The following is a 24,160-nucleotide window of genomic DNA, read 5'->3' on the forward strand; positions in this document are numbered from 1 at the left end:
TTCTCGTTCTCACTGCAAAGCCTGCCACCTTCTCCGCCGCAGGCCAAGGGCCAGCAGGCCGCTGAGCAGCAGCAGAGCACGGCTGGGTTCGGGTACAATGGCGATCACTCCAGTGCTGCCAAACAGACTCATATCCCAAAACCAGCTGCTGTTGTAAACAGTCAGATCTGGAAGGTCGAGCGCAAAGCCCGCGTTGTCGGCGCTGCCTCCCACGCGCATGCCGCTGCCCGAGTCATAATAAGACAGGGCGATGTTTGAGCCGGTCCAGTCCACCAGGTCAAACACGGCCTGGTAGGTGGGCACAAATCCTGCGCCCAGAGTCACGCTGAGGGTGGAGGCTCCATCGAGCGATAGCGTGCCATTCACGATGATTCGGTCGTTGCCGCCATCCGTCGCGGTGCCGCTCACGCTGGTCAGGCGGTTGGTGATGGCATCAAAGGTCGCGTTGAGGCCGGAGTCGCTGTTCTTCAGTTGCAGAGCCAGCGTGGCAGAGGCGCCGACGGTGAGATTCCCGCCGATCAAAACGGTGCCGATCTCCGTGCTCAGCCCAGCGGTGCCTGCGGCGACGGTGGCGGCATTGCCCCCCGGTGCCAGAGTTGCGTTTGCAGCGAGATTGACGGAACCGGCGATTCTTCCTGTGCCCCCGAGAGTCGCGTTTGCATTCACCTGCACCGTGTTGGTGCCTGTGGCGGAATCCGTACCGGCATACGCATTGTTCACCAGCAGGCTGCCCGCACTGACTGTGGTCTGTCCGGTGTAGGTGCTGGCACCTTTTAGCACGGTGGTGCCTGTTCCCGTCTGATTCACCACACCCGAGCCGCTCACATTGTTGGTTACTGTCAGCAGATCACTGCGGTTGAAGGCCAGGGTGGCGTTGTTGACCACATTCCCGGAGCCGAGCGTGCCTGAGGTGCCGCCATTGCCCGCCTGCAAGGTGCCTGCGCTGATCGTGGTGGCTCCGGTGTAAGTGTTGGTGCCGAGGAGCGTGAGCGTGCCCGTGGTGCTCTTGGTCACGGCGCCACCGCCGTTGATTTCCTGCACGTCTTTGAGCGTGCCGGAGGCGAGTGTGAGCGTGTCGATGACGTTGACGGCATCGCCAATGCTGTGACCGGTCATGTCCAGCGTGCCGCCGTTGAGGGTGATGGTGCTGCTAGTGTTGCTGGTGGTGGAGCCTGCACTGCCGCCTTCGGTGATGTTGACGTTGGAAATGAGAGTGCCGCCGGTGATGTTGAGAATGCCCGTGGCTTTGCCGAAGGTGTTGGTGTTGGCGTAGGTGGCGAGGACGAAGCTGCCGCCTGCATTGACGGTGAAGGTGCCGCCGCCAATGTTGAGTGTGCCTTTGGCCTCGGGGGCATTGACGACGGTGCCGCCATTTCCACCCATGCTTCCGAGTTCGACGCTGTTGGCGGTGAAGGTTCCGGTGTCGAATGAAACTGTGCCGAGGGCGCCGCCTGCTCCTGGACTGCTGCGCTTGCCAATGACAAGCGAGCCTGCCGCGACGGTGGCGGTGTGGCCGCGAAGATCAAGCGTGCCGGTGGGGAAAGCCCCGGTGTTCGTGGACAAAGAACTGCCGACGACGATGTTGGTGGTGGCGCCAGTCTTTCCGCCAATGACGACGGTGCCTGCACTGCCAGGGGCTGTGGATGCGAACTGGACGAATCCAACGCCCTTGGAGACGCCGATATTGAGCGTGTTGGTGGAGATGACGTTGGTGCCTGCACCGAGCTGCAGCGTGCCCTGGCCGGCATTGAAGTCCGCGCTGTTGGAGATCTGCACGGAGTTTGCGGTGATGCTGTTGCTGGTGTCTGAGAGCTTGAGCGTGCTGATGTTGTTGATACCCTGGGCCACGCGGAATTCGTTCACATTGGCGGTGAAGGAGCCGAGGCCGGTGAAATCGGTGGTCGTGTTGTTGGCATTGGCTGCCATGTCAAACTGCGGGCCTGTGGCATTGGGCAGAAGATTGGCGGCAGTCTGCGAGGTGACTGTCTGAAGGCCCGCCTCGAAGTTGGCGCTGGCATTGTTCACCACCAAGGCGCCTGGGCCAGTGACGGCGGCAAAGGTGTTGACTTTGACATTGCCAGCAACGCCGACGTAGAAGCTGCCATTGACCGTGAGTGTCTGCCCAGCTCCGATGATGACGGTGCTGTAGGCGCTGGCACTATTGGATGCGATCTGCAGGCTGGCGACGCTCTGACTGGCGGTGCTGAGATCCAGAGTGGCGGTGAAGGATCCTGAGCCAACGGTAACAGCGGTGTTCGTGGGCAGGGTGTTATTGGCACCGATTTTCAGCGTGCCTGATGTGACAAGGGTGCTGCCCAAGTAGGTGTTGGTACCGGAGGCTGCGGTGAATATCAGTGTGCCGTCTCCGGTTTTGTTGATGCCACCAGTGCCCGTGACAGGGGCTGCTACCGTGGCAGTCGCGCCAGTATCCACGCGCACCTCCGTAGCCGCATTGGAGATTTGAATCTGCCCACCCGAGCTGGCCAGCGTGTAGCTCCGGGCAAACTGCAGCCCGTTCACCACCACGGCATCCTGCACTTGTACGGTGCCGCCTGTGGCCCCCGCAAACACGGCGATCTTTTCCGCCGAGGCCGACCAGTTGGTGTTGTTGCTGCCGTCTGCCAGCGTCCAGTTGGTGCCGGCATTGGTCCAGACGCCGTCTCCGCCGTCCACGAGGCTGTCTGCCACGGTGTCCGTGCCGTCCCAATACTGCGCGCTGATGGCGGTGGCCACGAGGTTGACGGCTTTGTTCACGGTATCGACGACGATGCTCGTGTTGTATCCGGCGAGCATCTGGGCCACGAGCCCGTTGTCGGTCAGGGTGCCGGTGTAGCCGATGAGCTTGTAGGTGCCTGCGGTGAAACCAGCGCCGGTCGTGACGCGCACAACGCCATCGAGAGTGATGAGGGTTCCATTGGCCTGGATGAGATCACTGCTGGTGCCCAGATCAAAGAGGAGGAGCGTGCTGTCATTGAGCACCAGATTCCCTCCAACGGTCAGCGTGCCCGTGCTGCCAGCTGTCAATGCATCGCCAACGATGATCGTGGTGTTGTTCGCGGCGGTGAGGCTGCCGCCAAGCGCACCTGCATACGCGAAAGCTGCGCCACTGGCCACAGTCACCGCTGTATTGCCAAGCGTTCCCTTCACATTCAGCGTGCCCGCATTCACCGCTGTGGCGCCGGTGTAGCTGTTGGTTCCGCTCAGCGTCCAGATCCCGGTGCCGTTCTTGGTCAGGCTGGCGACGCTGGTATCTATGGCTGCGGCCAGGCTGCCACTGCCCGCGCCCGTGAGGGTCAGGCTGCGGGTGCCGCCGACGATGGCGGTGGTGCTGGTAAGGGCGAGGCTGCCGCTGTCTGAGGAGATGGCGACATTCGCAGTGCCAAAGGTCAGTGCGCCGCCGTAGCTGTTGGTGCCGCTGACGTTGACAAGCGCGCCATTCTGCCCGGTGGCACCCGTGCCACTGAGCGTGAGAGCCTCGGCACCCACGCTGATGTTGTTCTGCAGCTGAAGGGTGGCGCCACTGGCGACGACGGTGCCCGCGTTGGCGGCCGAGGGGACGGTTTCACTGGTCAGCACCGCACCGAGGGCGCTGCTGTTGCGGATGTTCAAAATGCCCGCGCTGATCGTGGTCTGCAGCGTGTAGGTATTGGCACCGGAGAGCGTCCAGGTGCCGGTGCCGGTTTTGATGACCTGCATGTTCACTACGGTGGCGGCGTTGCTGGTGGTGCCACCGATCTGCCCCTGGATCTCCCCGTTGCCACTGCCGGTCAGAGTGAGGTCGGAATAGTTGGCGTTGGAACTGACGGTGTTGCCGTTGGCCAAACGGACGCCGTTGGTGAAGGTGATCGTCTGACCGGCTGTCATGGCATTGATGACGCCGCGTCCGGTGTTGCCCGTGGCGGCGTTGTTCATCACAATGAGGCGGTCTGTGGAGGTGGTGTTTCCTGCGTATTCAAAGGTGCCGATGGTGGCGCTCGCCTGGCCGAGAGAAATAGTGCTGCCCTTCCCGGCAGAAGAATTGACGCCGGTGTTGAAGATCGTCAGCACCTGAAATGCACCGTCGGAGATGGAGATGTTGCCGCTGAAGGAGTTGTTGTTGTTGTTGAGAAACACCCTGCCGGAATCCGTGCGTGAGAGCCCGGAGGCTCCGGAGACCAGGCCGTTGACGATGAAGTTCTGCGATCCGCGAAACGTCAGCCCGGCCGCCAGGGTGCCATTCAGGGTCAGCGCGCCCGTGCCGTTGTTGTAAAAGGAGCCGCTGCCGGTGATGGCGCGGTCGGTGGAGGCCGCGCCGCCCACGTATTTCACATGCGTGTTGCTGCCCAGATTCAGGATGCTGCCCGCGCCGATGGCGCTGTTCACCCCGGCATTCGCGATGCTGGTGAAGATAAGGGTTCCGTTGTTCACGGTCGTGCTGCCGGTGTAGCTGTTGTTATTGTTGTTGAAGCGCCACACGCCCAGCTGGCCGCCGCTGCCGGTGACATTCACGCTGACGCCGCCGGATGCCCCGTCTGAGATGAGGCCGTTCATGATGTTGGCGGAGGCGTCGTTGCTGCGGTTGCCTGTGGTGGCGGCGAAATTCAGCGTGATGGTGCCCGTGGTCGCTCCTCCGCTGATGCTGCCATTGATGGTCATCGGGTAGGGGTTCGCGTCCGTGGTGGGCGTGGAGGTGGAGTTGTTGGCAAAGGTGTAGGAGCCATTGCCAGCGTTGCTGACCGGCTCGATCACCATCGGCGCATTCAGCGTGACGGTGGAGGTGTTGCCAGAGTTCATCGTCACAGAGCCACCGCTGCTCAGCAGCAGGGCTTCTCCCGCATTGGCCCCGGCGCTGCCGATCGTAAAAGAGCCGCCTGCTGTGTTGGTAAACAGCAGATTGCGCAGATTGCGTCCGGTGTCGATGGTGATGGTCGTCGCACCCGCCGCCGTGTTAAAAGTCGCGGTGTCCGCATTCGTGGTGCCTGTGGTGTCGCCCGGTGCAGAAGAGGTGCTCCAGTTCGTTCCGGTGGACCAAAGCAGTGTGCCTGTGCCGCCAGTCCAGTTTGCATCTGCGGCAAAGCCGGGAGCGTGCTGCATTAGCAGGGCGGACAGCAACAAGGCATGAAGAATGAGACAAAAGGTACAGCGACGAAGCTGCCTTTTGAGTAGCGGAGCACTCATGGTTTTTTTGGGGGGCGCTCTTCTTGGTTGGAAAAGCAAAAGGGGGCGTTCTGTTATCCCAGAATCCCACAAGTTCAAAAGCAGACTGCCCTGAGGTCGATAAGTGGCGCAAAGCGCCACAAGATCATGAACATCTTTTGAATTCAGATCATGGTTTCAGGACGGATCGCAAGAAGGGGAATGAATGTATGCTTCGAAGCAGCAATGAATGGCATCTTACTCTTCGGACACTTTCAGGGTAGGGGATCTGGAGGTGCAAAATAAGAAGATCGCCTTCAAATGGAGGCGGGTGGCACGATGCGGCGCTGGCTGTCCACCCAAACATGAAGTCACAAGCCCGCAGACACCTCGCTCCAGATGTCATGCTTCACGTGGTTGGTGCCCAAGCTTTTCCGGGCATCATTTCGCTGGTTCACACACGAAAAAGCTGCCAAGCATGCCACGCATGAGCGAAATCCGAACCTACGATGGCTATTTCACATTCAAGATCCTCTCCCGCGAAAAGGCAGACCAGTTGGACGACTTGTTTGCTGAAAACGACATCGAGGTAGATCTGGCTCTGCAGTCCCTGGAGTTCTCCTGGATGGGCCGTGAGCGTGATCACGTGATCCTGAAGCTTTTTAAAGAAGTCGCAAAAACCCTTGGTGAAGCCGAGGGCGAGCTGCGTTGCGAAATCGATGACGACGCCGTCGATCCCCATTTCGAATTCTTCACCATCAAGCAGGGGCAGCTCTTTCTGCAGCGTGGGAAACTGGTGCGCGAGGGTGAACTCATCCCGCAAGTTTGAAGAGCGTCAGCATAATGAGCTTCTCCGGCTTATTTGAACCTGCTTCGTGTGAACAGGTCACGGCTGATCAAAGCCTGACAACAAATGGTGCGCGATGCAGGGTTCGAACCTGCGACCCTTGCCGTGTGAAGGCAATGCTCTACCACTGAGCTAATCGCGCGAAAATCGTGGGGCGGAGTCTGTAACAGGGCTTCGGCCTCGGAGCAAATGGAAATTGCAGCTCTTCTGCTTTGAAATGTTGCCCGTCTAGACCCGCCTGAGCCGGAATTGCTGCAGGTATTTGAGCGGTGTCATGCCCATGTGCCGGTGAAAGTGGTGTGTCAGGGCGCTCTGATCACAGAAACCCAGATCTCGGGCCACGTCCGAGATATTGGCTCCTTCTCTCTGCAGGGACTCACAGGCAGCCTGGATGCGCAGCTTCATGATGAAGGCCTGCGGGCTCGCGCCAAAAGTCTCGACAAATTTGCGGTGCAGTTGCCGTGGCGAAAGGTGCACAATCTGCGCGAGTTCGGTGATGGAAACCCCGGTCCGGAAATGCTCGCGGATGTAGGCCAGCGCGCGGTCGATTTGGAGGTAGGGCTGCAGCAGCTGCTTCTTGCCCTCAAAACTCTGCACCGTGCCCATGATGCCGATGACTCGGCCCTTGGCGTCGGTCAGCGGCAGTTTGTTGGTCACAAACCAGTCCGGCAGGCCCTGGTCGGTGAAGAACAGCTCCACGATGTTGAGCTGCGCCTTGCCGGTGCGCATCACTTCCTCGTCATCGCGCCGGAAGTTTTCCGCGAGGCGGGCAGGGAAGAGGTCGAAGTCGTTTTTGCCCACGATGCCGGCCTCTTCCGTGATGCCAAAGCGGTCCATGAACCGGCGGCTCGCGCACATGAACCGGAAGTCGCTGTCCTTGGCAAAGAAGGCCAGGTCCGGCAGGTGGTCGAACAGCCGGTAAAAGGGGCTGTCCGCACTGACACGACGGATGAAACGTTCGCGCAGTGCGGCAGGGGATTCGGGGCGTGGCGGAGGGCTGCTCACGCCCCATTGTTAGCCATGCAGATCAAAAGCGCAAACGCAGCCCGGCATAGGCTCCGGTGCTCATGACGGGGTATCCTGGGATCTCGGCGTACTTTTCCCCGAGCAGGTTTTCCACCCGCGCAAAGAGATCCAGGTGCTCGCTTACACGCCAGTTCGCGGATAGCCGCACGTTGAGATAATCCTCCAGGTCTCGCTGCGCGAAGGTGACGGGGTCATAGTCCTCGCGGTCGATCACATAGATGGCGCTGAGATTGAACGTCACATCCTTCACCGGCTGAAAGCGGATCCCGCCGGAGATGGAGTGGCGCGGACGCCGCACCAGGCGGGCCATGTTGGTATTGTCATACGCGTCCAGGTAGGTGTAGCTGAGGTTCAGGCCAAACATGGCGCAGGGGTTCCAGTCGAGACCGCTTTCGAGGCCCTGAGTGGTGGCGGAACCGACGGCCACGGGGATGAAAAACGGTGGCAGGTACTGGTAGGTGTTGCGCAGGTCATTGCGGAAGAAAGTGGCGCGCAATGTGAGCTTGTTTTCAAACAGCGGCTGGGAGATGCCCGCCTCGTAGCCGCGGCTGCGCTCGGGGGTGATGAGGGCAGGATTGCCGCCGAAGACGGGCGTCAGATCCTGCGGCGTGGGCGGGGTGTAGGCGGTGCCGTAGTTCGCATGCAGCACGGTGTTGATCTTCGGCACCATGTAGCTGATGCCGCTGCGCCAGGTGAAGGCATTGCTGAAGTCCGAATACTTGTCATAGCGGACGCCGTTGATGAGATTGAAGCCCTTGAAGAGCTCCGCCTGCGATTGCACGAACAATGCATAGTTCGTCTGCGCCTGGGAGATGTCCAGCATCCCGGCGGTGTCATTGACTCGGCTGATCTTCTGATCCTGAAACCACGCTCCGGCGGTGAGCGTCCACTTGTCCGTCACCTTCACGATGCTTTTGTATTCCAAAAAATCCGTGCGTGAGCTGGTGCGGTTGTCCGGATTGAAAAACGGCGGGTCGTTGTACCCGGTGGAGACCTGCCGGAACTGGCTGTGCGAAAACGTGAGCGACTGCGTCCAGCGGTCATTGGTGTCCCACACCAGCCGTGGCGAGATGCTCCAAAACTCCGTCAGCACACGGTTGTCCGGATCATTCGCATTCGTGCCGACGTTCGCACGGGGATCGCCCACCTCCGCGGTGTAGTGCCGCATGTCGAGGTCAAAGCGCAGGCTGTCCGCAAACTGGTAGCCGACCTTGCCGGCCAGGTTCGTTTGTTTGAACTGGCTGTTCTCGCGCTGCCCCTGCATGTCTGTGCGGCTCGCTTCAATGCCCCAGTCCAGCTTGCCGATGGCCCCGATGGAGCTCAAACCTTCGCGGAAAGTGCCGTAGCTGCCGGTTTCAAAGAAGGCCGTGCTCTTTGGCTTCTCCAGGCCCTTGCCGCTGCGGGTGATGATGTTGATCACGCCGCCCATGGTGCGCCCGCCATACAGGCTGGCGGCGGGGCCGCGCAGCACTTCGATGCGCTCCACATTGTCCAGCGCCATGGTCTCCAGGTTGAAGGAACCTGCCAGGTTGGCAGGCAGGGGCCTGCCGTCGATCATCAGCGCGGTATCCTTGGTGGTGGTGCCGCGTGTCATCACCGTGGCCACATTGCCGGGAATGCCGGGCGTGGCGATGGTCACGCCGGGGACGTTACGCAGGGCGTCGACCGCAAAGCGGTACTGCTGCTCCTCGATCTTCTTGCGGTCGATGACCGTGACGCTGCTGGCGGTGCGCCAGGACTCCGTCTCGGACATCGTCGCCGTGATGACGACTTCGGGGATGTCTTGCGTCTTCTTTGGCTTCTTAGCGGGTGTCTGGGCCGCACTGATCTGGATGACGGCTAAAAGTGCCGCGGTGATCGCTGCGCAGGGGCGGCGACCAGAGTGTTTCTGGAGGTACATGTCGTTGGGGTGTTCATTGGTTCGATGAAATCATCCGCTCACCGCCACATGGCGGGTCGGATGATGTATTTGCAGCGAGATGTTCGGACTCCGGGTTTCTGCGGTGGAATGATCCACCGCGCCTCGCCTCCGCCTTCACCAAGGATTGCTCCCGATTGGCTTTGCTCCATGTCCGAAGACATGGATGGAGGGTTGTTACCCGATACCGCAGCGCCACTGTGGCCGGTTCTCACGGCCTTCCCTGCATCTGCAAACGGCTGCACGGCGCTTGCGCGCCCTGCAGATAAAGAAAACGGGGGACATCACGAGGAGGTCCGCCGCCATTCCGGTTCCATAGGCTTCTCGTTCATCTCAGGCAACTGGAAACTCGGCTTGCACTCCTCCGCATCCCCGCTCATGCAGGACTCACCCATGAAAAGCATTCAAGAAGCACGGCTCTACGGCATCGTTGACCTCGGTTATGTCACGGCGGAAAACGTCGCGACCATGACCGATCAGCTCTGCCTCGGCGGCGTTGATGTCCTGCAGCTGCGTGCCAAGAAGCAGACGGCGCAGGAGATCGAGCGCCTCGCCCGCGTCATGCTTCCAATCACCCGTTCCCATGGCGTTCCGCTCGTGATCAACGACCATCTTCAGGTGGCCGCAGCCGTGGGCAGCGAGGGCGTGCACGTCGGGCAGGATGACGACGCCGTGGCCAGGGCGCGCGCGGTGGTGGGGCCGGAGTGCTTTGTGGGCAAATCCACCCACAGCCTCGCCCAGGCCGTCGCCGCGCAGGAGGAAGGCGCGGACTACATTGGCTTTGGCCCGCTGTATGCCACCGGCACCAAGCCCGACTACGTACCCATCGGATTAAATGACATCACCGAAGTCCATCGCCGTGTCACCCTCCCGATCTTCTGCATCGGCGGGGTGAATGCAGGACGGCTGGACGAGGTCATCGCCGCCGGGGCGCGTCGCGTGGTCGTCGTGTCCGCGTTTCTGCAGGCGGCGGATGTCAGCTGCGAGGTGCGGGCGCTGAAGCAGCGGCTGGTGGTGGCGTGAGCGGGGATCATCCGGCCCTCACATCCATCCTCGCCATGTGCAGGTGCCCCAGGCCTGTAGGGGACTTCAACAAATTCAACGGAGGGGTTTATGCATGCAGCAGCGCGTGTGGGGCGGCTGATCTCCCAGCCGCCGCCGCCCGCGCTGACGTGTGCGTGTATCCTCTCCCGCAGAAACGGGGGAAGTCTAGCCGGGCGGGCTGCTGCTTTGAGTTTACACCCGGTGTCCGGAGACCCTGGCGCCTTGGGGTTACTTCTTCTCGATCGGAATGATGTCCGCACTCACCGCGCGCTTGGCTCCGAGGTATTCTTTGGCCAGGGCTTCGATCTCCTCTTTCTTGATGCCGGAAAAGTCGGTGATGAAGCTGCGGGCCCAGTCGAGGCGCTCAGGGTGCTCCTGGGCGCAGCGCAGCACGTTCATGGACCAGTAGCGGTTGTCGCGGCGCATCTGCTCCAGTTGGGCCACCATGGGCTTCATGGCGCGGTCAAACTCGTCGTCGCTTACAGGGCCTGCCGCCAGCTTGTCGCCGATCTCGATGACGAGCTTGGTCAGGGAGTCGGCCAGCTCGGGCTTGCACTCGATCATCGTCGTCATGTAGCCGTAGCCGGTGAAGGTGTCGTTGGCCACGTGGTAGCACGCGGGGCTGTAGGTGTCTCCCAGCTCTTCGCGCACCTTGATGCGCAGGCGGTCGTCCAGGATGGCACCGAGGAGGGTCAGGCGGCGTGCACGCTTGATGTTGGTCATGTCCGTGGTGGGCCAGTACACGGTGGCGATGGCCTTGGGGATTTCGGTGTCAAAGGGGAAGGTCTTGCTGGCCTCAGGCTTGGGGAAGGCCACGGCGCGCTCCTTGGCATAGTCGGGCTTCTTTTCAGCACGCTTGGGCAGGGCTCCCAGGGTCTTGGCCACGGCCTTGATCGCAGCATCTTCGTCCACGTCTCCGAGCACGGTCACTTCCAGGTAGTCCTGGGTCAGGGCAGGGGTGAGCCAGGCCTTGAGCTCGGCGAGGGTGCGCTGGCGCAGCACTTCGATCTTCGGGAAGCCCCAGCGTGCGTCGCCGGAGTGGATGAAGGAGACGACCTCGCCATTCATCACGCCTTCGGCGGTGTGCTGCAGCTGGGTGTACATGGGCTCGAGATTTTTTTCAAACTGGCGCGCTGCCTCCTCGCGGTAGCCGGGGGCCACGAGGTAGGCGGTGAGCAGCTGCATCTGCGCCTCCAGGTCTGCCGGAGTGGTGCGGCCGCTGAGCACAAAGGCCTCGTCGCCGATGGAGAAATCGCTGCCTACCGTGCGGCTGGCAAAGATGCGGCGGATGTCGTCCACGCCGTGCTTTTCCAGGCCGCCGAGCTGGAAGGTGCTCTGCGCAAAGGGGATGATGCCCGGCTTGTCTGCTGGAGTGCTGAGCTTGCCACCGCCAAAGTTGATCAGCACGCGGATGGTGCCTTTTTCGAATTCAGTGTGCTTGAAGTTGAAGCGCACGTTGTTTTCAAACACGGCCTGGATGATCTCCAGATCCTTGGCCTCGGAGCGGCTGGCCACCTTGCCGGCAGGGCCAAACTCGGTGTAGGCAAAGGCGGCGGTTTCTTCCTTGGCAGGAGCGGCCACGGGCTTGGCACGGCTGGCCTTGAAGGTGTCGATGATCTGCTTGTTCGCATCGCCTTCCAGCTTCAGATTGCCACCGAGGAAGAGCTGCACGTCATCGCCTTTCCAGTCTTCCACGAGCGCGGCGTGGCTGTCTTCCTTCTTCAGGCTGGCCAGCACGGTGGACACACGGGCGAGGTCATCCGCAGGATGGGTGAAGACCTTCTTGCCAGCGATGATGCTGACGATGCCGCTGGCCAGATCGCGGGACTTGCGGCTTTCAGCCTGGTCGGCGCGGAGTTTCGCACCTTTGAGCACGGTGGCCTTGGCTTCTTCAAATTCGGCATCGGTAAAGCCGTGCTCGATGGCGCGGCGCAGCTCTGTTTCCAGCAGGGTCAGCGTGGCCTTCCAGTTCTTGGGGTCGCACTGGGCCTGGATGCCGTTCACGCTCACAAACTCGAGATACTCGTAGCTGTAGCTCTCTGCGCCCATGAAGGGGGCGCCTTCGGCCTTGGCCAGCTTGGAGAGGCGCTGGTTGATCATCATGTCCGCCAGATCGCGGATGGTTTTCTCGCGGCGGGTGGCGGCGCTGTCGGGCTTGTTCTTGGCAGGGCGGGGGATCTCCACGGAGATGGTCAGGGCCTCGGCTTGCATCTCGGTGTGCAGCTTGGCGATGGTGCCGTAGCCGGAGGTCACCTTGCCGAGATTGGGGTCTTCGGCGTCGCCGTGCTTCGGCTTGGCATCGGCAAACTGCTTCTCGATCTCCGCCTTCACAGCGGCGGTGTCTTTGAAATCGCCCACGGCCACGATGACGGCGCGCTTGGGGGTGTAGTACTTCTCGTAGAAGTCCACAAAGCGTTGACGCTTCATGGTCTTGATCATTTCCTCCGTGCCGATGGGCATGCGGTCCGGCAGGATGGACTCGGGCATGGCAAACTTGTAGCCTGCCATCATGGTGCGGTACTCGATGGAGTCGCGGCTGAGCTTCTCACTGAGGATGATGCCGCGCTCCTTGTCGATCTCGGCCTCGTTGAGCAGCATGCCGTCGAGGTCATCACGGAAGAGCTGCAGGCCTTCGGCGATGTATTTGGGTTCCACCTTGGGCAGTTCCAGCATGTACACGGTTTCCTTGAAGGAGGTGTGCGCGTTCGTGTCAGCCCCGAAGCCCATCCCCAGACGCTGGAAGTACTCCACCATCTCACCGCCTTTGAAGTGGCGGGAGCCATTGAAGGCCATGTGCTCCAGATAGTGCGCCATGCCCTGCTGGTCGTCCTGCTCCATCAGGGAGCCCACATCCATGTAGAGTCGGATGCTGGCGCGGCCGGGGGGCTCATCGTGCGGCAGGATGACGTAGCGCAGGCCGTTTTCCAGCTGGCCAAACTGCGCCTTGGGGTCGGCCTTGAGATCGCTGGTGTCCTGAGGCCAGGTGGCGGCATGCGCGGTGGAGGCGACGACGGCTGCGAGGAAGAGGGAGCGTAGCATGGTTTGCGGCTGGCTGTGGGTTGAGAAAGAGAGTGCGAACGAGCGTGGAAATTCAGTGCGGCGGATGAATACGCGTAGAACCGCATGACGAAACGGCGGCAAAGCTGAAATTCGTCATTTGGGTTTCGGAATTCGTCATTCCCGCCTCAGGCGGTCTATTCCACCTTGCCCAGTCCCGCTTCGGGGTCGGGTTCGAGGAAGCCGAGCTCGACGAAGAGCTCGTCCATCGCCATCAGCGTGGCCTCGTACATCTCAAAGGAGAGGTTGAAATTGAAAAAGCCATGGCCCTGTCCTTCAAATTCAATCAGGCGGCAGAGGTTCTTCTTCTTGCTCGACTTGCGGGCAAACTGATAGGAGCCGTCAAAGGGCACCACGCGGTCTCCGGTGCCGTGCATGATGAGCATCGGCGGCAGGCCTGGGCGGATGGCGCGGATGAGGTCGGCAGCCTTGCAGGTCGCCTGGTCTGGCCAGCGGTCACGCCCAAAGGCATACTTGGAATAGGTGTCCATCACCGGATTGAACAGCACGATGGCGTTAGGCGCCGGGCTGCAGTCCAACGCATCGGACGGGTCATCAAATCCGCTCAGAATGGCCGAAGAGGCGATGGCATGCCCGCCTCCGGAACCGCCCACACCCACGATCTTGCCAGGATTGATGCCGAGCTCGACCGCGTTCATGCGGATCCAGCGAATGGCAGAGCGCGCATCGGCCATGGCTTCCACAGGTCCGGTGCCGTGGCGGGTGGCGACGCGGTAGTCAAAGCAGATCGTCGTCATGCCACGTGAGGCGAAATACACGCAATGCGGGGCAAACTGCGCCACCTGGCCATTGTCCCAGCCGCTGCTGAAAAAGAATGCCGCCACAGACTTGGGGTATGATGGGGCCTTGTCCACTTCAGGTTCCCAAATGTAAGCCGAGAGGTTAACGCCACCTACGGTCTTGTAGATTTCTTCTCGGGCGGTCTTCAGCAGCTCCCGATTGCGATCAATCGGGGGCGTGCGGGGGTGACCTTCGCTGTGGGACTCCATGTTTGAGGGGTAAAGACGTTGACGTTTACCAGAATCACCAAATCGGCAAATGGTTTTACTCTGGATTAAAACTATCACAGCAAATTTCCCGGGATGCTAATTATAAAAGGTGATGAGCGGTTGTTTTTGTATGAAACATGCCCTTGTTCCCAGCCTCCACCGCACCCGCCATGCGCCAGTACCTCTCCCTAATCCTTGGATTAAGCCTGTTTCAACTCTCGACGCCTTTGGCGCGCACCCAGGAGACTGCGGCCGGATTGCAGGCGGTGCTGGAAAAGGCCTATTATAAATGGCGTGATGCCATGCAGCGCAAAGATGCCCCCGCCTGGGCGGCCAGCATCACCCGCTACCGTCAGACGGTCATCCGCAACATGGTGGTCAGCGAGCGCCAGACTTTTCCAGACGCCGTGTTCGCCTCAGAAGTGCAGCCTCCCGACCTGGCCGGTTTGCGCCTTTTGGAGGCCCAGGCCGTGGGAGACACCGCCCACCTCGTTTATTTTGGCCGGATCGACATGGGCCAGGACAAGGAGCTCATCCGGGAAAATCTCCTCAAGCTCAAATTCGGCCGTGAGAATGGCGTGTGGAAGTATGACAGCAATCGCATCTCCCGGCTCGACGGCGCTCCGGATATGGTCAAGGAGCTGCAGGCAGGCAAGCGCCCCGACTTTCTCGACACCCCCGAGTACACGCCCCCTGGCAGCATGCCGCCTGTGCCTCCTCTGTGCCGTGTCCCGGACTACAAGGCGGGCAGCAAGCTGCAGAGCTTCGGTTATGAGACGGTCATGAGCATGAACGGCACCGACTATGAGCCCGTGCGGGATGGGCTTGACCAGCAGATCCTCATAGGTGGCCTCGTCAAAGGGCACAACGAAATCACCTTGCGCATCAAACCCGTGCCCCGGCCGGAAGGTGAAAAGCCGGTGCTGCAGATCCGTGTTTACCTGCTGTCCAAAGATCCTGGCAAGCCCGGCACCGAAGTGCTGCGCTGGCAGGCGCCTGAAAGCGGCGCTCCTGCCCAGGTGACCCTCCCCATTGAGGTCAAGTCCTAGTCTCTTTGGGCCGCCACTGCTTTCCTTATGCCAACGAACGAGCACGAAAACGCGCTGCGCACGGCTGGGTATCGCATCGTCGCAGGCATTGATGAGGCAGGTCGTGGCCCCCTCGCCGGCCCCGTCTGCGTGGCGGCGGTGGTGCTGCCAGATGATTTTACGCACGCCGTCCTCAACGACTCCAAGCAGCTCAGCGAAGCCAGGCGTGAGCGCTTGTACGAGGAGATCACCGCAGATGCACGCATTCGCTGGCACTGTGTCAGCATTCAGCCCGAAGAAATTGACCGCATCAATATCCTCCAGGCCACATGGGAGGGCATGCGGCGTGCCGCACTGGGCTTGCAGCCGCAGCCGGACGCGGCGCTCATTGACGGCAAGCCGGTGAAGCATTTTCCCATGCATCAGGTCGCTTTGGTCAAAGGGGACAGCCTCAGCTATTCCATCGCCGCGGCCAGCATCATCGCCAAGGTCACCAGGGATCGTTTGATGGTCAGTCTGGCGGCGCAGCACCCCGAGTACGGTTTTGAAATCCACAAGGGCTATCCCACTCCCGCGCATCTGGCGGCTTTGAAAAAGCATGGCCCCTCTCCGCACCACCGGCGCAGCTTCCGGCCCGTCGCCCAGCTCGAACTCGACCTCGCATGAAAAGCGGTGCCTTCCGTTGCCGAGGTCTGTGGCGCTTGCTGCGGCGGCGGCTTACGGGGGCTCCCAGGCTGCGCACAGCCGCCCTCTGGCTGCGCGCCCGCCCGCTGACCCGGTTTCAGCGCCAGCTCGCGGGGCGGAGGATGGACAGCCGTGAAGTGGGAGCCATGGGCGAGCTCATCGCCGCACGCTGGCTCGCCACCCATGGCCGCAAGGTGCTCTATCGCAACTACCGCGGGGGCAGCCGTGGAGAGGTGGACATCGTCGCCCGGCATCGGGACGTCCTCACTTTCATCGAGGTCAAATCCCGCACCGGCACCGCCTTTGGGCGCCCAGCCGACGCCGTCGGGCCTGACAAGCAGCGGCTCATCCGGCGCGGTGCCTGCGAGTGGCTGCGCCTCCTGGGAAATCCGCGCATCAAATTCCGCTTCGACATCGCCGAAGTCATCCTCATCGAGGGCGAGCTGCCCCGCGTCCACATCATCGAAAACGCTTTCCAGATGCCTGACCCTTCGATGGCTGGCCGGTGAATCGTGCTTTGACAGCCCCGGCCCACGCCGTAACACTGGCGGCTCTTTTTCCAACCCAGACGATCCCCCCATGAGCCAAGCCAATCCTGCCAAAAAGATCATCAACAACCCGCTGAAGTGCGCCGACGAACTCTTTGAAGGCCTCGTGCTCGCTTACGACGGCAAGGCACGCCGCGTCGGCACGCGCTCCATTGTCATGAATGATCTCCGTCCGGACGCCCCCGCCTTGCTCGTCGGCGGCGGTGCCGGGCACGAGCCCATCTATCATGGCCTCGTTGGCAAAGGCATGGCAGACGGCGCTGCCGTAGGCGAAATCTTCGCCGCCCCTCCGCCTGACATCGTGCTCGAGGCCGCCCAGGCTGTGAACCGTGGCAAAGGCGTCCTCTTTCTCTACGGCAACTACGCTGGCGACGTGATGAATTTCGACATTGGCGCGGAACTCGCTGCTGACGAAGGCATCACTGTGAAAACCGTCATCATCGCCGACGACGTCTGCTCCGCCCCGCCTGCGGAAAAGCACAAGCGTCGTGGTGTGGCCGGTCTCGTCCCCATCACCAAGCTCGCCGGTGCCGCCGCGCAGACCGTTGACTCCCTCGACGAGCTTGCCCGCATCGCCCAGAAGGCCTGCGACAACACCCGCACCGTCGGCGTCTCCACCAAGCCCGGCAGCATTCCCGCCACCGGCAAGCCCACCTTCGAGCTGGCAGACGATGTGATCGGCCTCGGCATGGGCATCCATGGCGAAAAAGGCGTGGGTCTCATCCCCATGTGCACCGCCGATGAGCTCGCCGCCAAGATGCTCGACCTCCTCTTCGCCGATGATCTGGCCCTGGGCGCCGGAGATGAAATCGTCTTCTTCGTCAACAGCCTCGGCTCCACCCATATGATGGAGCTCCTCATCCTCCTGCGCGGCGCCAAGCCCATCCTCGACGCGCGCGGCATCAAGATTCACCAGACCATCGTCGACAACATCGTCACCTGCCAGGAGATGGCCGGTGTCAGCTTCAGCATCACCAAGCTGGATGCGGAGCTGAAAAAACTCTGGGATCTGCCCTGCGAAAGCGTGGGCTACACCAAACTGTAAACCTGCCATGCCATGAAACTCCCCGAAATCTTCGCCAGCCCCGCCAATGTGAGGTCCGTTCTCCAGGGAACCGCCATCTTCAATGCCGGCGACGAATCTGGGGAGATGTATGTGGTGCAGAGCGGGGAGGTGGACATCATCATCAACGGTGTCACCGTGGAAACCGTGGGGCCCGAAGGGTTCTTCGGCGAGATATCCCTCATCGAAGATTCTGTCCGTGCGGCTGACGCCATCGCCCGCACGGACTGCAGGCTCCTTCCCGTGAACCGCCATCACTTCCTGTTCATGGTCGATGAGATGCCCCAGTTTGCTCTCCACGTCATGAAAGGCATGGCCGACCGCCTGCGCAAGGCGGACAAACGCGCGGCGGTTTAAGACGTCTCCCGGACCTCTTTTCTCCCTGGTTGCCGGTTGCCGCACCTAAGCACGGCAACCGGCAACCATGTTTCCTTCCCCCCCTTGAAAGCTGGGCAACGGATGGCAATTCGCGGCAATCTGTGGTGGGGAATGGTATGCAATGGCATATGATTGCAGGCATCCCGTGAAAACGACGGCAACCACGAGGGGGTGTCTGGTTGCCCTGTGGAAACCGGCCTTGTGGGGGCGGCAAAACCTGCGGATTCGTGCCAGTAAACGGCGCTCGGTTAAGGGGGAAGGGGCATTCTTGCCGCGCGAGGGGAAGGCTGGTGGCAGACCTTCAACGAATATTATTATGATGATGATACATCCTTCCATGGCTTCATTCATCCCGCCCCCCGGTGCGCCAAGGGAACCGCTGTCTGGCATGCGCGGCGCCTTCCTCCCCAGTGAGCCCCCATGTGCAGCCACAAGGCCTTTCCTCCTCCTCGGGCCCCGGCTGGTTGCCGGTTGCCGTGCTTAGGTGTGGCAACCGGCAACCACGCAGTTCACATGGCTTCCAAAGACGGTGAAACCAGAGGCAGCCCAGAGCATGCGGCTGCGCTGCGTGGCATGGCTGTGCAAATCAAGGAAGCTGCTCGGGCTGATAAACGCCAAAAAAGCGGCAACTTGAAGGGGGGCTTGAGTTGCCATGGGATTGCAAGTGCTGAAGAGCGGGGTAGGAGTTGAAATGGGCGGAATGAGGCATACTTTCTCTCCCATGAACTCAGTGACCACCACGGAAGCCGGTATTTTAAGCCGTCTCATTCAGCCGGGATCTGGCGGATGGGACAAGGCGGCAGCCACTGCCATTCTGAGTTTTTCATTCTCTGCGGATGATCGGGAACGCATGCTGGTGCTCTTGGAAAAGGCCAAGGTCGCAGAATTGGATGAAACGGAGCAAAACGAGCTCACAAGCTTCCAAAAAGCCGGACGCACTTTGGAGCTGATGAAGGCCCGGGCGCGCATCTCTCTGCAACAGACTGCTGCCTGAGTTATGCCGAGACCGTCCCGTAAGCTGGAGCGGCAGGTGATCGAGCAGGCTGCGGGGCGCTGTGAGTACTGTCGGCTGCCTGAGCATGTCTCTGATCTGCCTTTTCACACAGATCACATCATCGCGGAGAAGCATCGTGGTCCCACTGTTCTGGAGAATCTGGCTTGGGCGTGTTTTTCCTGCAACATGCACAAAGGAGCCAATGTGGCTGGAATTGATCCGGTGACAGGGGGAGTGGTAAGGCTGTTTCGACCACGTCAGGATGTATGGGAGGATCATTTCAAATGGCAGGGAGCGTGGCTGCACGGGCAGACGCCTATCGGGCGCACGACGGTGATGGTTCTGGAAATGAATGATCCGGACTCAGTCCTCCTGCGTGAATTGCTGCTGCTGGAGGGCACTTTTTAGCGGGCTGCCGTCCTTCTCCGGGGGCAGGCGCTCGCAGGCTTCGCATTTGACTTCCCCGCCAGCGCGCCAACAATCGCGGTTCCATGCCCAAAGCCAACCTTTCCAAAGACGAAGTCAAAGCCATGCTCCTGCTCGCCTGCGAGCGCATCATCGCGGCCGAGCCGATGCTGTCCCAGGCCGACCGTGATCTCGGAGACGGGGACCACGGCATGGGCATGGAGCGCGGCATGCGCGCAGCCATGGAAAAGCTCAATGCAGCCGAGCCCGAGAGCATTGAAAAAGCCTTCTCCACCGTCGGCATGGCCATGATGAGCAGCATGGGCGGCGCCAGCGGTGCCATCTTCGGCACCTTCTTCCGCAATGGCGGCAAAGCCCTCAACGGCAAAGAAGCCTTCGACGCAGCCGGACTCGCAGCTTTCCTCCAGGCCGGAGTGGATGGCGTCAAGCAGCGCGGTGGTGCCGCCGTCGGCGACAAGACCTGCGTGGACGCCATGGAACCCGCAGCCGTCAAAGCCGCCGAAGTCTCCGCTCAATCCCTGCCAGAGGCCATCACCGCTGTAGCCGCCGCCGCCGAAGCCGGCAAGGACGCCAGCAAAGCCATGGTCGCCAAGTTTGGCCGTGCCAAGACCCTCGGCGAGGCCTGCATCGGCTTCCCCGACGCCGGTGCCTGCTCCGTGGTCGTCATCATCACCGCCTTCCGCGACTTCATCGTCGCTTGATCATCGTACGTTGGGTGTTTTTGGCGTCGGGTGCTTGTCGTGCTCCGCAGCGCGCTCCGCCAGACCACCAGGACGTTCGCACGCCATGGTGCCTGCCGTACGCTCATGGACAGGCGGGCTGTCGCCACAGCAGGCTCACCGCGGCCTGATCACCGGCCGCTGCCAGTCCTTCCAGAACGCCTCCGTTTGCAGCGGCTCGGGCCGGATTTCGATCACCATCGGCACGGGCAGCAGGTCTTCGAGATCGTTCGCATCATTCGTCTGGAGGTATTCCAGCCCCCACATCTGCGCCCACGGTTCGAAGCCCAGCGCGTGACGGTTTTCGATCACGCTGCGCGCTGCATCGGGCAGGGCGCGCATGCTGGCCACCCGGGAGAAAATTTTGCCGCCGCCGTTGTTGATCACCACGATGCGCAGCCTCGGATGATCCATCTGCGAGATTGCCCACGGCGCTGCGAGATCATACAGCGCGCTCAGATCTCCCAGCAGCAGCCAGCATTCGCCCTCGTGAATCGCGCTGGCTCCGAGAAAGGTCGAAACCAGGCCGTCGATGCCATTCGCACCGCGGTTCGCAAAAAACTCCACACCCGGCCTGGCAGTCTGAATGGCCAGGTTCAGTTCACGGATGGGCAGGCTGTTCCCGATGAATACTCGTGAACCCGCCGGTATCGCATTCGCGATTTTGCTGATCCAGGCGGGTTCGGACTCGGGAAACTTCCCGTACTCGGGTTCAAAGCGCAGAATGCCACAGGGCGGATCGACACGGGAAAACTCCGCGCTGCGTATGCTCTCCCAGCCCAGCGTTTCCACATTCTCCGTCCGCGCGAGCCCGCTGAAGCCGGTTCGGGTGATGTTGGTGACCTTGACCTTCGGATGGCTCTCCAGATCCCGCCACCAGCGCCAGGAAGGAACGGCGCCGATGCGCAGCACGTGTGCCGGGCGTGAGGATTGCAGCGCCCTTTCGCCACCGGGTATCAGCAGGGGCTTCAGCTCCGTGAAAGCATGCAGGTTCGAGGTGGCTTCGGCCACGATGGGTGCCCCCAGCCGGGCCAGCAGCGCGGCGGCCTCCGCAGCATCCTTGGGGTGCATGCCCGCCGCCAGCACGAGGTCGCACCTCAGCGGGCTGGGTGGCCCCTCCTCAGACGCTGGCAGCGACTGGGCGGCGGAAAAATCAACACCGGCCACGTTCGTCTCCAGCGGTTCATCCAGGCACACATTGAGGTGCATCGGCCCGTCCGAGCAGTGGCCCTCATGGGACTCATCCGTCACATCCCAGTCGCCCACGATGGTCGCATAAACCCCAAACAGCGCGGCCTGCTCAATGGCCTGCGGTGCTCCGCTGCCACGGTATCTCTTGGGCCGGTCGGCCGTCACCAGCACCAGCGGCAGGTTTTGATAATGCGCTTCGATCGTGGCTGCCAGGAGTTCCGCCGCCGCCGTGCCTGACGTCGTCACCACAGCCACCGGCTTGCGGTCGGCCATGATCCGGCCCAGGGCAAAGAAGGCTGCGCTGCGCTCTTCGAAAAAATTCCAGATCTTCACGCCGCTGCAGGCGAGCAGGGCGGAAACCAGCGGCGCATTGCGCGCTCCCGCCGCCACACACACCTCGCGCACTCCCAGGTAGGCCAGCGTGTGCAGGGTTTGATGGATGAGCTCAGTCTGAGTCATGATTGAAGAGACAGCAGGCGCAGCACCGCCTCGCGTTTCAGCCGCAGTTCCCGCCATTCATGATCAAAGGCGCTCCCTCCCACGATGCCGCAGCCTGAGGGCAGGCTGATCTGATTCCCCTCCCAGCAGATCCCGCGGATCGCCACGACGATGTGCGTCGTGCCATCGGCTTCGGCAAAGCCAAACGGCGCGCCAAAGAAGCCCGGCACCTTCAGTTGCTGGCGGTATTCCCGCAGTTTCTCCATCGCCTCGTCATCTCGGGGCAGGCAGCCGACTGCGGGCGTGGGGTGCAGCAAGGGCACCAGCTGCGCAGGGTCGGCTTTCGCCTCCAGCTGCACACTGAGTTTGGACTGAAAATGCACCAGCCCCGAGGTCTGGCACAAGGTGCGAGGCTCCCGGGCCATGGCCCCAAGCGCCTGCAGCCGCTGCGTGAGGTAGCGCACCACGATCTCGTGCTCTTCGATCTCCTTCACGTCCGTCAGGAAGCCCTCCTGATTCCCCGGCTTGGCCGTGCCGGCCAGGGCCATCGTTTCGAGTTGCCTCTCCTGCAGCTTGAACAGCATTTCAGGCGTCGAACCCAGAAAACCACCGTCCTCTTTCACATGCGCATAGCTCCACATGTTCCCAGGCGCCTGCATGATCGCCTCAAGCAGCCGCCGTGGATTGCCTGCGGTCAAAGTCCCCGACTCGGTGAGCACGGGCACCATCTTTTCCAGACGCTTGGCCTGCACCTCACGGCGGATGCGTCGGAAGGCCATCTTAAACCACTCGGTGGCGGGCTTGGCCCATTGAATCTGAGGCTTTTGTGAGCCGTTGAGGTGGGTCTTTTCGGCAAGGTCTCCGGCAGTGACCTCATGCAGACGCGCAGGCACTTTCCAGGGCTTGGGGTCATGCAGGTCAAAGTCATTGATATAGAAGGCCCCACCCGCCGCCGGCACGGTGGCCAGCGCGGTGAATGGGCCTTCTCCCAGCCATGCCCGCCCGTCGGGCAGCCTGAACAATGCGAATTCCATCATGCGATATTGCATGCATAGTGAAACGCACCGCGCTGCGTGCAAGATGGGAAACAGTCACATGTGAACATCCTTCACGCCTCGCCAGTCGAATCCTTGTTGCATGAATGCCGCCGACGAATTCCTCAAAGTGGCCACCGACTACCAGCTCGGCGCCCTGGACACGGAATCGCAGCACCCTTTCACCACTTCCTTGTCCCAGATGGCCCGCTCGGACGTGGGGGAGGCGGTCAGGCTCATGCATCAGGTCGATGTCCTCGCGCTGCGTCAGTTTGCCGCGAAATCCGCCCCTCTGGCCGACCTCGCACGCGCCATCGCCGCGACCCTGGGCGCTGGGCACCGCGTGTTCCTCTGCGGCTGCGGCGCCACCGGGCGGCTGTCTCTCAGCATCGAGGTGTTCTGCCGCATGGGCGTTCTGCCCGTCAAAGACCCGGAGCGCATCGTCGCCTTCATGGCCGGCGGAGACCTCGCCCTGATCAAGGCCATCGAAACCTTCGAGGACCATCCCGAATACGGCGCACGGCAGCTCGAAGAGCTCGGTTTCACCCATGGCGATCTCCTCATCGCCTCCACCGAAGGCGGAGAGACCCCCTTTGTCATCGGCGCTGCAGAGCGTGCCGCAGAGCTCTCCGCCAATCCCCCCTGGTTCCTCTACTGCAATCCGGACGAGCAGCTCGTCAAAGCCGCCGCGCGTTCCAGGCGCGTGATCGAAAATCCGGCCATCCATAAGCTCAATCTCTCCGTGGGTGCCATGGCCGTCTCCGGCAGCACCCGCCTGCAGGCCAGCACCGTGCTCATGGCCGCCATCGGCTTTGCGTTCATTCACCAGCAGGACCCTGAGCACGCACCGGCGGAGGTGCTGCAGCTTCTCCGCCACGTCGCACATTGCGACGGTCAGTTCCTCGTGCCCTTCATCGAGCACGAGGCGGCGGTGTATGCGCGGGGGGACTATGTGTTTTACAGCAGCGCACGCTTTGGCATCACCGTCGTCACAGACACCACCGAGCGCGCCCCCACCTTCAGCCTCGTGCCTTTTGAAAAGCAGGACGATCCCGCCGCCCCAGCCTCATGGTCTCATTTCCTCATGCCGGAGCAGCCCGGCGCTCATGCCGCCTGGCATGCCCTGCTGCACCGCGAGCCCCGCACCCTGGAGTGGCCGGACGTGCGCCACGTCGCCGGTGCCGAGGTGCTGGCCTCCTATGACTTCTCCGCACAGCTCGCGGCCCGGCGCCGCATCCGCACGCATGATGCCGAGCATCTGCTCTTTCACATCGAGGGCGGGGCAGGGGAGATGGTCTGGGAGTTCGACGGCCTCAGGCATCAGATTGACCTCACCGGCATCCACGAATTCCACGCGCACCTCCTTCTCAAGCTCCTCATCAACATCCACTCCACCCTCGTCATGGGCCGTCTCGGTCGTTACCTCGACAACCTCATGACCTACGTGAAGCCCAGCAACAACAAGCTCATCGACCGCGCCGTCCGCTACGTCCGCCTCCTCGCCCAGCGCCGCACCGGCAAGCTCCCCGGTTATGAAAAAGTCACACGCCTCCTGTTTGAAGAACGTGAAAAACTCCAGCCCGGCGAGCCCATCGTGCTGAAGACATTGGCGGCCTTGGGGGTGAAGGTGTGACCAGCGT

Annotated in this window: 18 protein-coding genes and 1 tRNA gene; 11 read left to right on the top strand and 8 right to left on the bottom strand. The window is 61.7% G+C overall.

The genetic code is table 11. The annotated features are described in order from the left end of the window. Window positions 1–9: 9 nt before the first annotated feature. Window positions 10–5,073 (bottom strand): beta strand repeat-containing protein, encoded by a 5,064-nt coding sequence (locus ACFQDI_RS20980; protein WP_377170576.1) that lies wholly within the window; start codon window positions 5,071–5,073, stop codon window positions 10–12. Between the two features lie 529 nt (window positions 5,074–5,602). On the opposite strand from ACFQDI_RS20980, the gene ACFQDI_RS20985 reads away from it, so the two are divergent. Then, entirely contained in the window at window positions 5,603–5,944 is a 342-nt protein-coding gene (locus ACFQDI_RS20985) for a hypothetical protein (protein ID WP_377170578.1), read from the top strand. Between the two features lie 85 nt (window positions 5,945–6,029). On the opposite strand, the gene ACFQDI_RS20990 is transcribed toward ACFQDI_RS20985, so the two are convergent. From ACFQDI_RS20990 to ACFQDI_RS21000, 3 genes are all read right to left on the bottom strand, one after another. After that, window positions 6,030–6,104: transfer RNA gene (locus ACFQDI_RS20990), tRNA-Val, on the bottom strand. Window positions 6,105–6,190: 86 nt separating this feature from the next. Next, window positions 6,191–6,967, bottom strand: coding sequence for an AraC family transcriptional regulator (locus ACFQDI_RS20995; protein ID WP_377170581.1), 777 nt, complete (start codon window positions 6,965–6,967; stop codon window positions 6,191–6,193). Between the two features lie 22 nt (window positions 6,968–6,989). Beyond that, a complete protein-coding gene (locus ACFQDI_RS21000; protein ID WP_377170583.1) occupies window positions 6,990–8,888 on the bottom strand; it encodes a TonB-dependent receptor plug domain-containing protein in 1,899 nt (632 codons plus the stop codon). A 411-nt stretch (window positions 8,889–9,299) separates the two neighbouring features. Here ACFQDI_RS21000 and thiE point away from each other — a divergent pair, with 411 nt between their 5' ends. Then, window positions 9,300–9,929: a thiamine phosphate synthase gene (gene thiE / locus ACFQDI_RS21005; RefSeq protein WP_377170585.1), complete on the top strand. Its 630-nt coding sequence runs from the start codon at window positions 9,300–9,302 to the stop codon at window positions 9,927–9,929. Window positions 9,930–10,178: 249 nt separating this feature from the next. Here the strand turns inward: thiE and ACFQDI_RS21010 are convergent, their stop codons facing one another. Further along, the gene (locus ACFQDI_RS21010) at window positions 10,179–12,989 is read right to left on the bottom strand and encodes a M16 family metallopeptidase (protein ID WP_377170587.1); all 2,811 of its coding nucleotides are present in this window, start codon (window positions 12,987–12,989) and stop codon (window positions 10,179–10,181) included. Window positions 12,990–13,144: 155 nt separating this feature from the next. Further along, window positions 13,145–14,017 (bottom strand): alpha/beta hydrolase, encoded by an 873-nt coding sequence (locus tag ACFQDI_RS21015; protein WP_377170589.1) that lies wholly within the window; start codon window positions 14,015–14,017, stop codon window positions 13,145–13,147. 137 nt (window positions 14,018–14,154) lie between these two features. Here ACFQDI_RS21015 and ACFQDI_RS21020 point away from each other — a divergent pair, with 137 nt between their 5' ends. The 8 genes from ACFQDI_RS21020 (at window position 14,155) to dhaL (ending at window position 19,839) form a co-directional block, all read left to right on the top strand. Next, the gene (locus ACFQDI_RS21020; RefSeq protein WP_377170591.1) at window positions 14,155–15,066 is read left to right on the top strand and encodes a hypothetical protein; all 912 of its coding nucleotides are present in this window, start codon (window positions 14,155–14,157) and stop codon (window positions 15,064–15,066) included. Window positions 15,067–15,093: 27 nt separating this feature from the next. Further along, entirely contained in the window at window positions 15,094–15,711 is a 618-nt protein-coding gene (locus ACFQDI_RS21025) for a ribonuclease HII (RefSeq protein ID WP_377170594.1), read from the top strand. Then, window positions 15,708–16,238 (top strand): YraN family protein, encoded by a 531-nt coding sequence (locus ACFQDI_RS21030; RefSeq protein WP_377170596.1) that lies wholly within the window; start codon window positions 15,708–15,710, stop codon window positions 16,236–16,238. The genes ACFQDI_RS21025 and ACFQDI_RS21030 overlap by 4 nt, the downstream gene beginning before the upstream one ends. Before the next feature lie 70 nt (window positions 16,239–16,308). Continuing rightward, window positions 16,309–17,322, top strand: coding sequence for a dihydroxyacetone kinase subunit DhaK (locus tag ACFQDI_RS21035; RefSeq protein ID WP_377170598.1), 1,014 nt, complete (start codon window positions 16,309–16,311; stop codon window positions 17,320–17,322). Between the two features lie 12 nt (window positions 17,323–17,334). Beyond that, window positions 17,335–17,697: a Crp/Fnr family transcriptional regulator gene (locus ACFQDI_RS21040; RefSeq protein ID WP_377170600.1), complete on the top strand. Its 363-nt coding sequence runs from the start codon at window positions 17,335–17,337 to the stop codon at window positions 17,695–17,697. A gap of 742 nt (window positions 17,698–18,439) precedes the next feature. Beyond that, window positions 18,440–18,712 (top strand): hypothetical protein, encoded by a 273-nt coding sequence (locus tag ACFQDI_RS21045; protein ID WP_377170602.1) that lies wholly within the window; start codon window positions 18,440–18,442, stop codon window positions 18,710–18,712. Between the two features lie 3 nt (window positions 18,713–18,715). Beyond that, a complete protein-coding gene (locus ACFQDI_RS21050) occupies window positions 18,716–19,120 on the top strand; it encodes an HNH endonuclease (protein WP_377170604.1) in 405 nt (134 codons plus the stop codon). An 83-nt stretch (window positions 19,121–19,203) separates the two neighbouring features. Then, the gene (gene dhaL, locus ACFQDI_RS21055) at window positions 19,204–19,839 is read left to right on the top strand and encodes a dihydroxyacetone kinase subunit DhaL (protein WP_377170606.1); all 636 of its coding nucleotides are present in this window, start codon (window positions 19,204–19,206) and stop codon (window positions 19,837–19,839) included. A gap of 135 nt (window positions 19,840–19,974) precedes the next feature. On the opposite strand, the gene ACFQDI_RS21060 is transcribed toward dhaL, so the two are convergent. Then, window positions 19,975–21,507, bottom strand: a complete 1,533-nt coding sequence (locus ACFQDI_RS21060) for a thiamine pyrophosphate-binding protein (protein WP_377170608.1) — start codon at window positions 21,505–21,507, stop codon at window positions 19,975–19,977. Then, complete coding sequence (locus tag ACFQDI_RS21065; protein WP_377170610.1) at window positions 21,504–22,523, bottom strand: chorismate-binding protein; 1,020 nt, start codon at window positions 22,521–22,523, stop codon at window positions 21,504–21,506. The genes ACFQDI_RS21060 and ACFQDI_RS21065 overlap by 4 nt, the downstream gene beginning before the upstream one ends. A 100-nt stretch (window positions 22,524–22,623) precedes the next feature. Here ACFQDI_RS21065 and ACFQDI_RS21070 point away from each other — a divergent pair, with 100 nt between their 5' ends. Further along, entirely contained in the window at window positions 22,624–24,153 is a 1,530-nt protein-coding gene (locus ACFQDI_RS21070; RefSeq protein ID WP_377170613.1) for an SIS domain-containing protein, read from the top strand. The last annotated feature ends 7 nt before the right edge of the window (window positions 24,154–24,160 follow it).

This window comes from Prosthecobacter fluviatilis (assembly GCF_042655725.1).
GTDB classification, from domain to species: Bacteria; Verrucomicrobiota; Verrucomicrobiia; order Verrucomicrobiales; family Verrucomicrobiaceae; genus Prosthecobacter; species Prosthecobacter fluviatilis.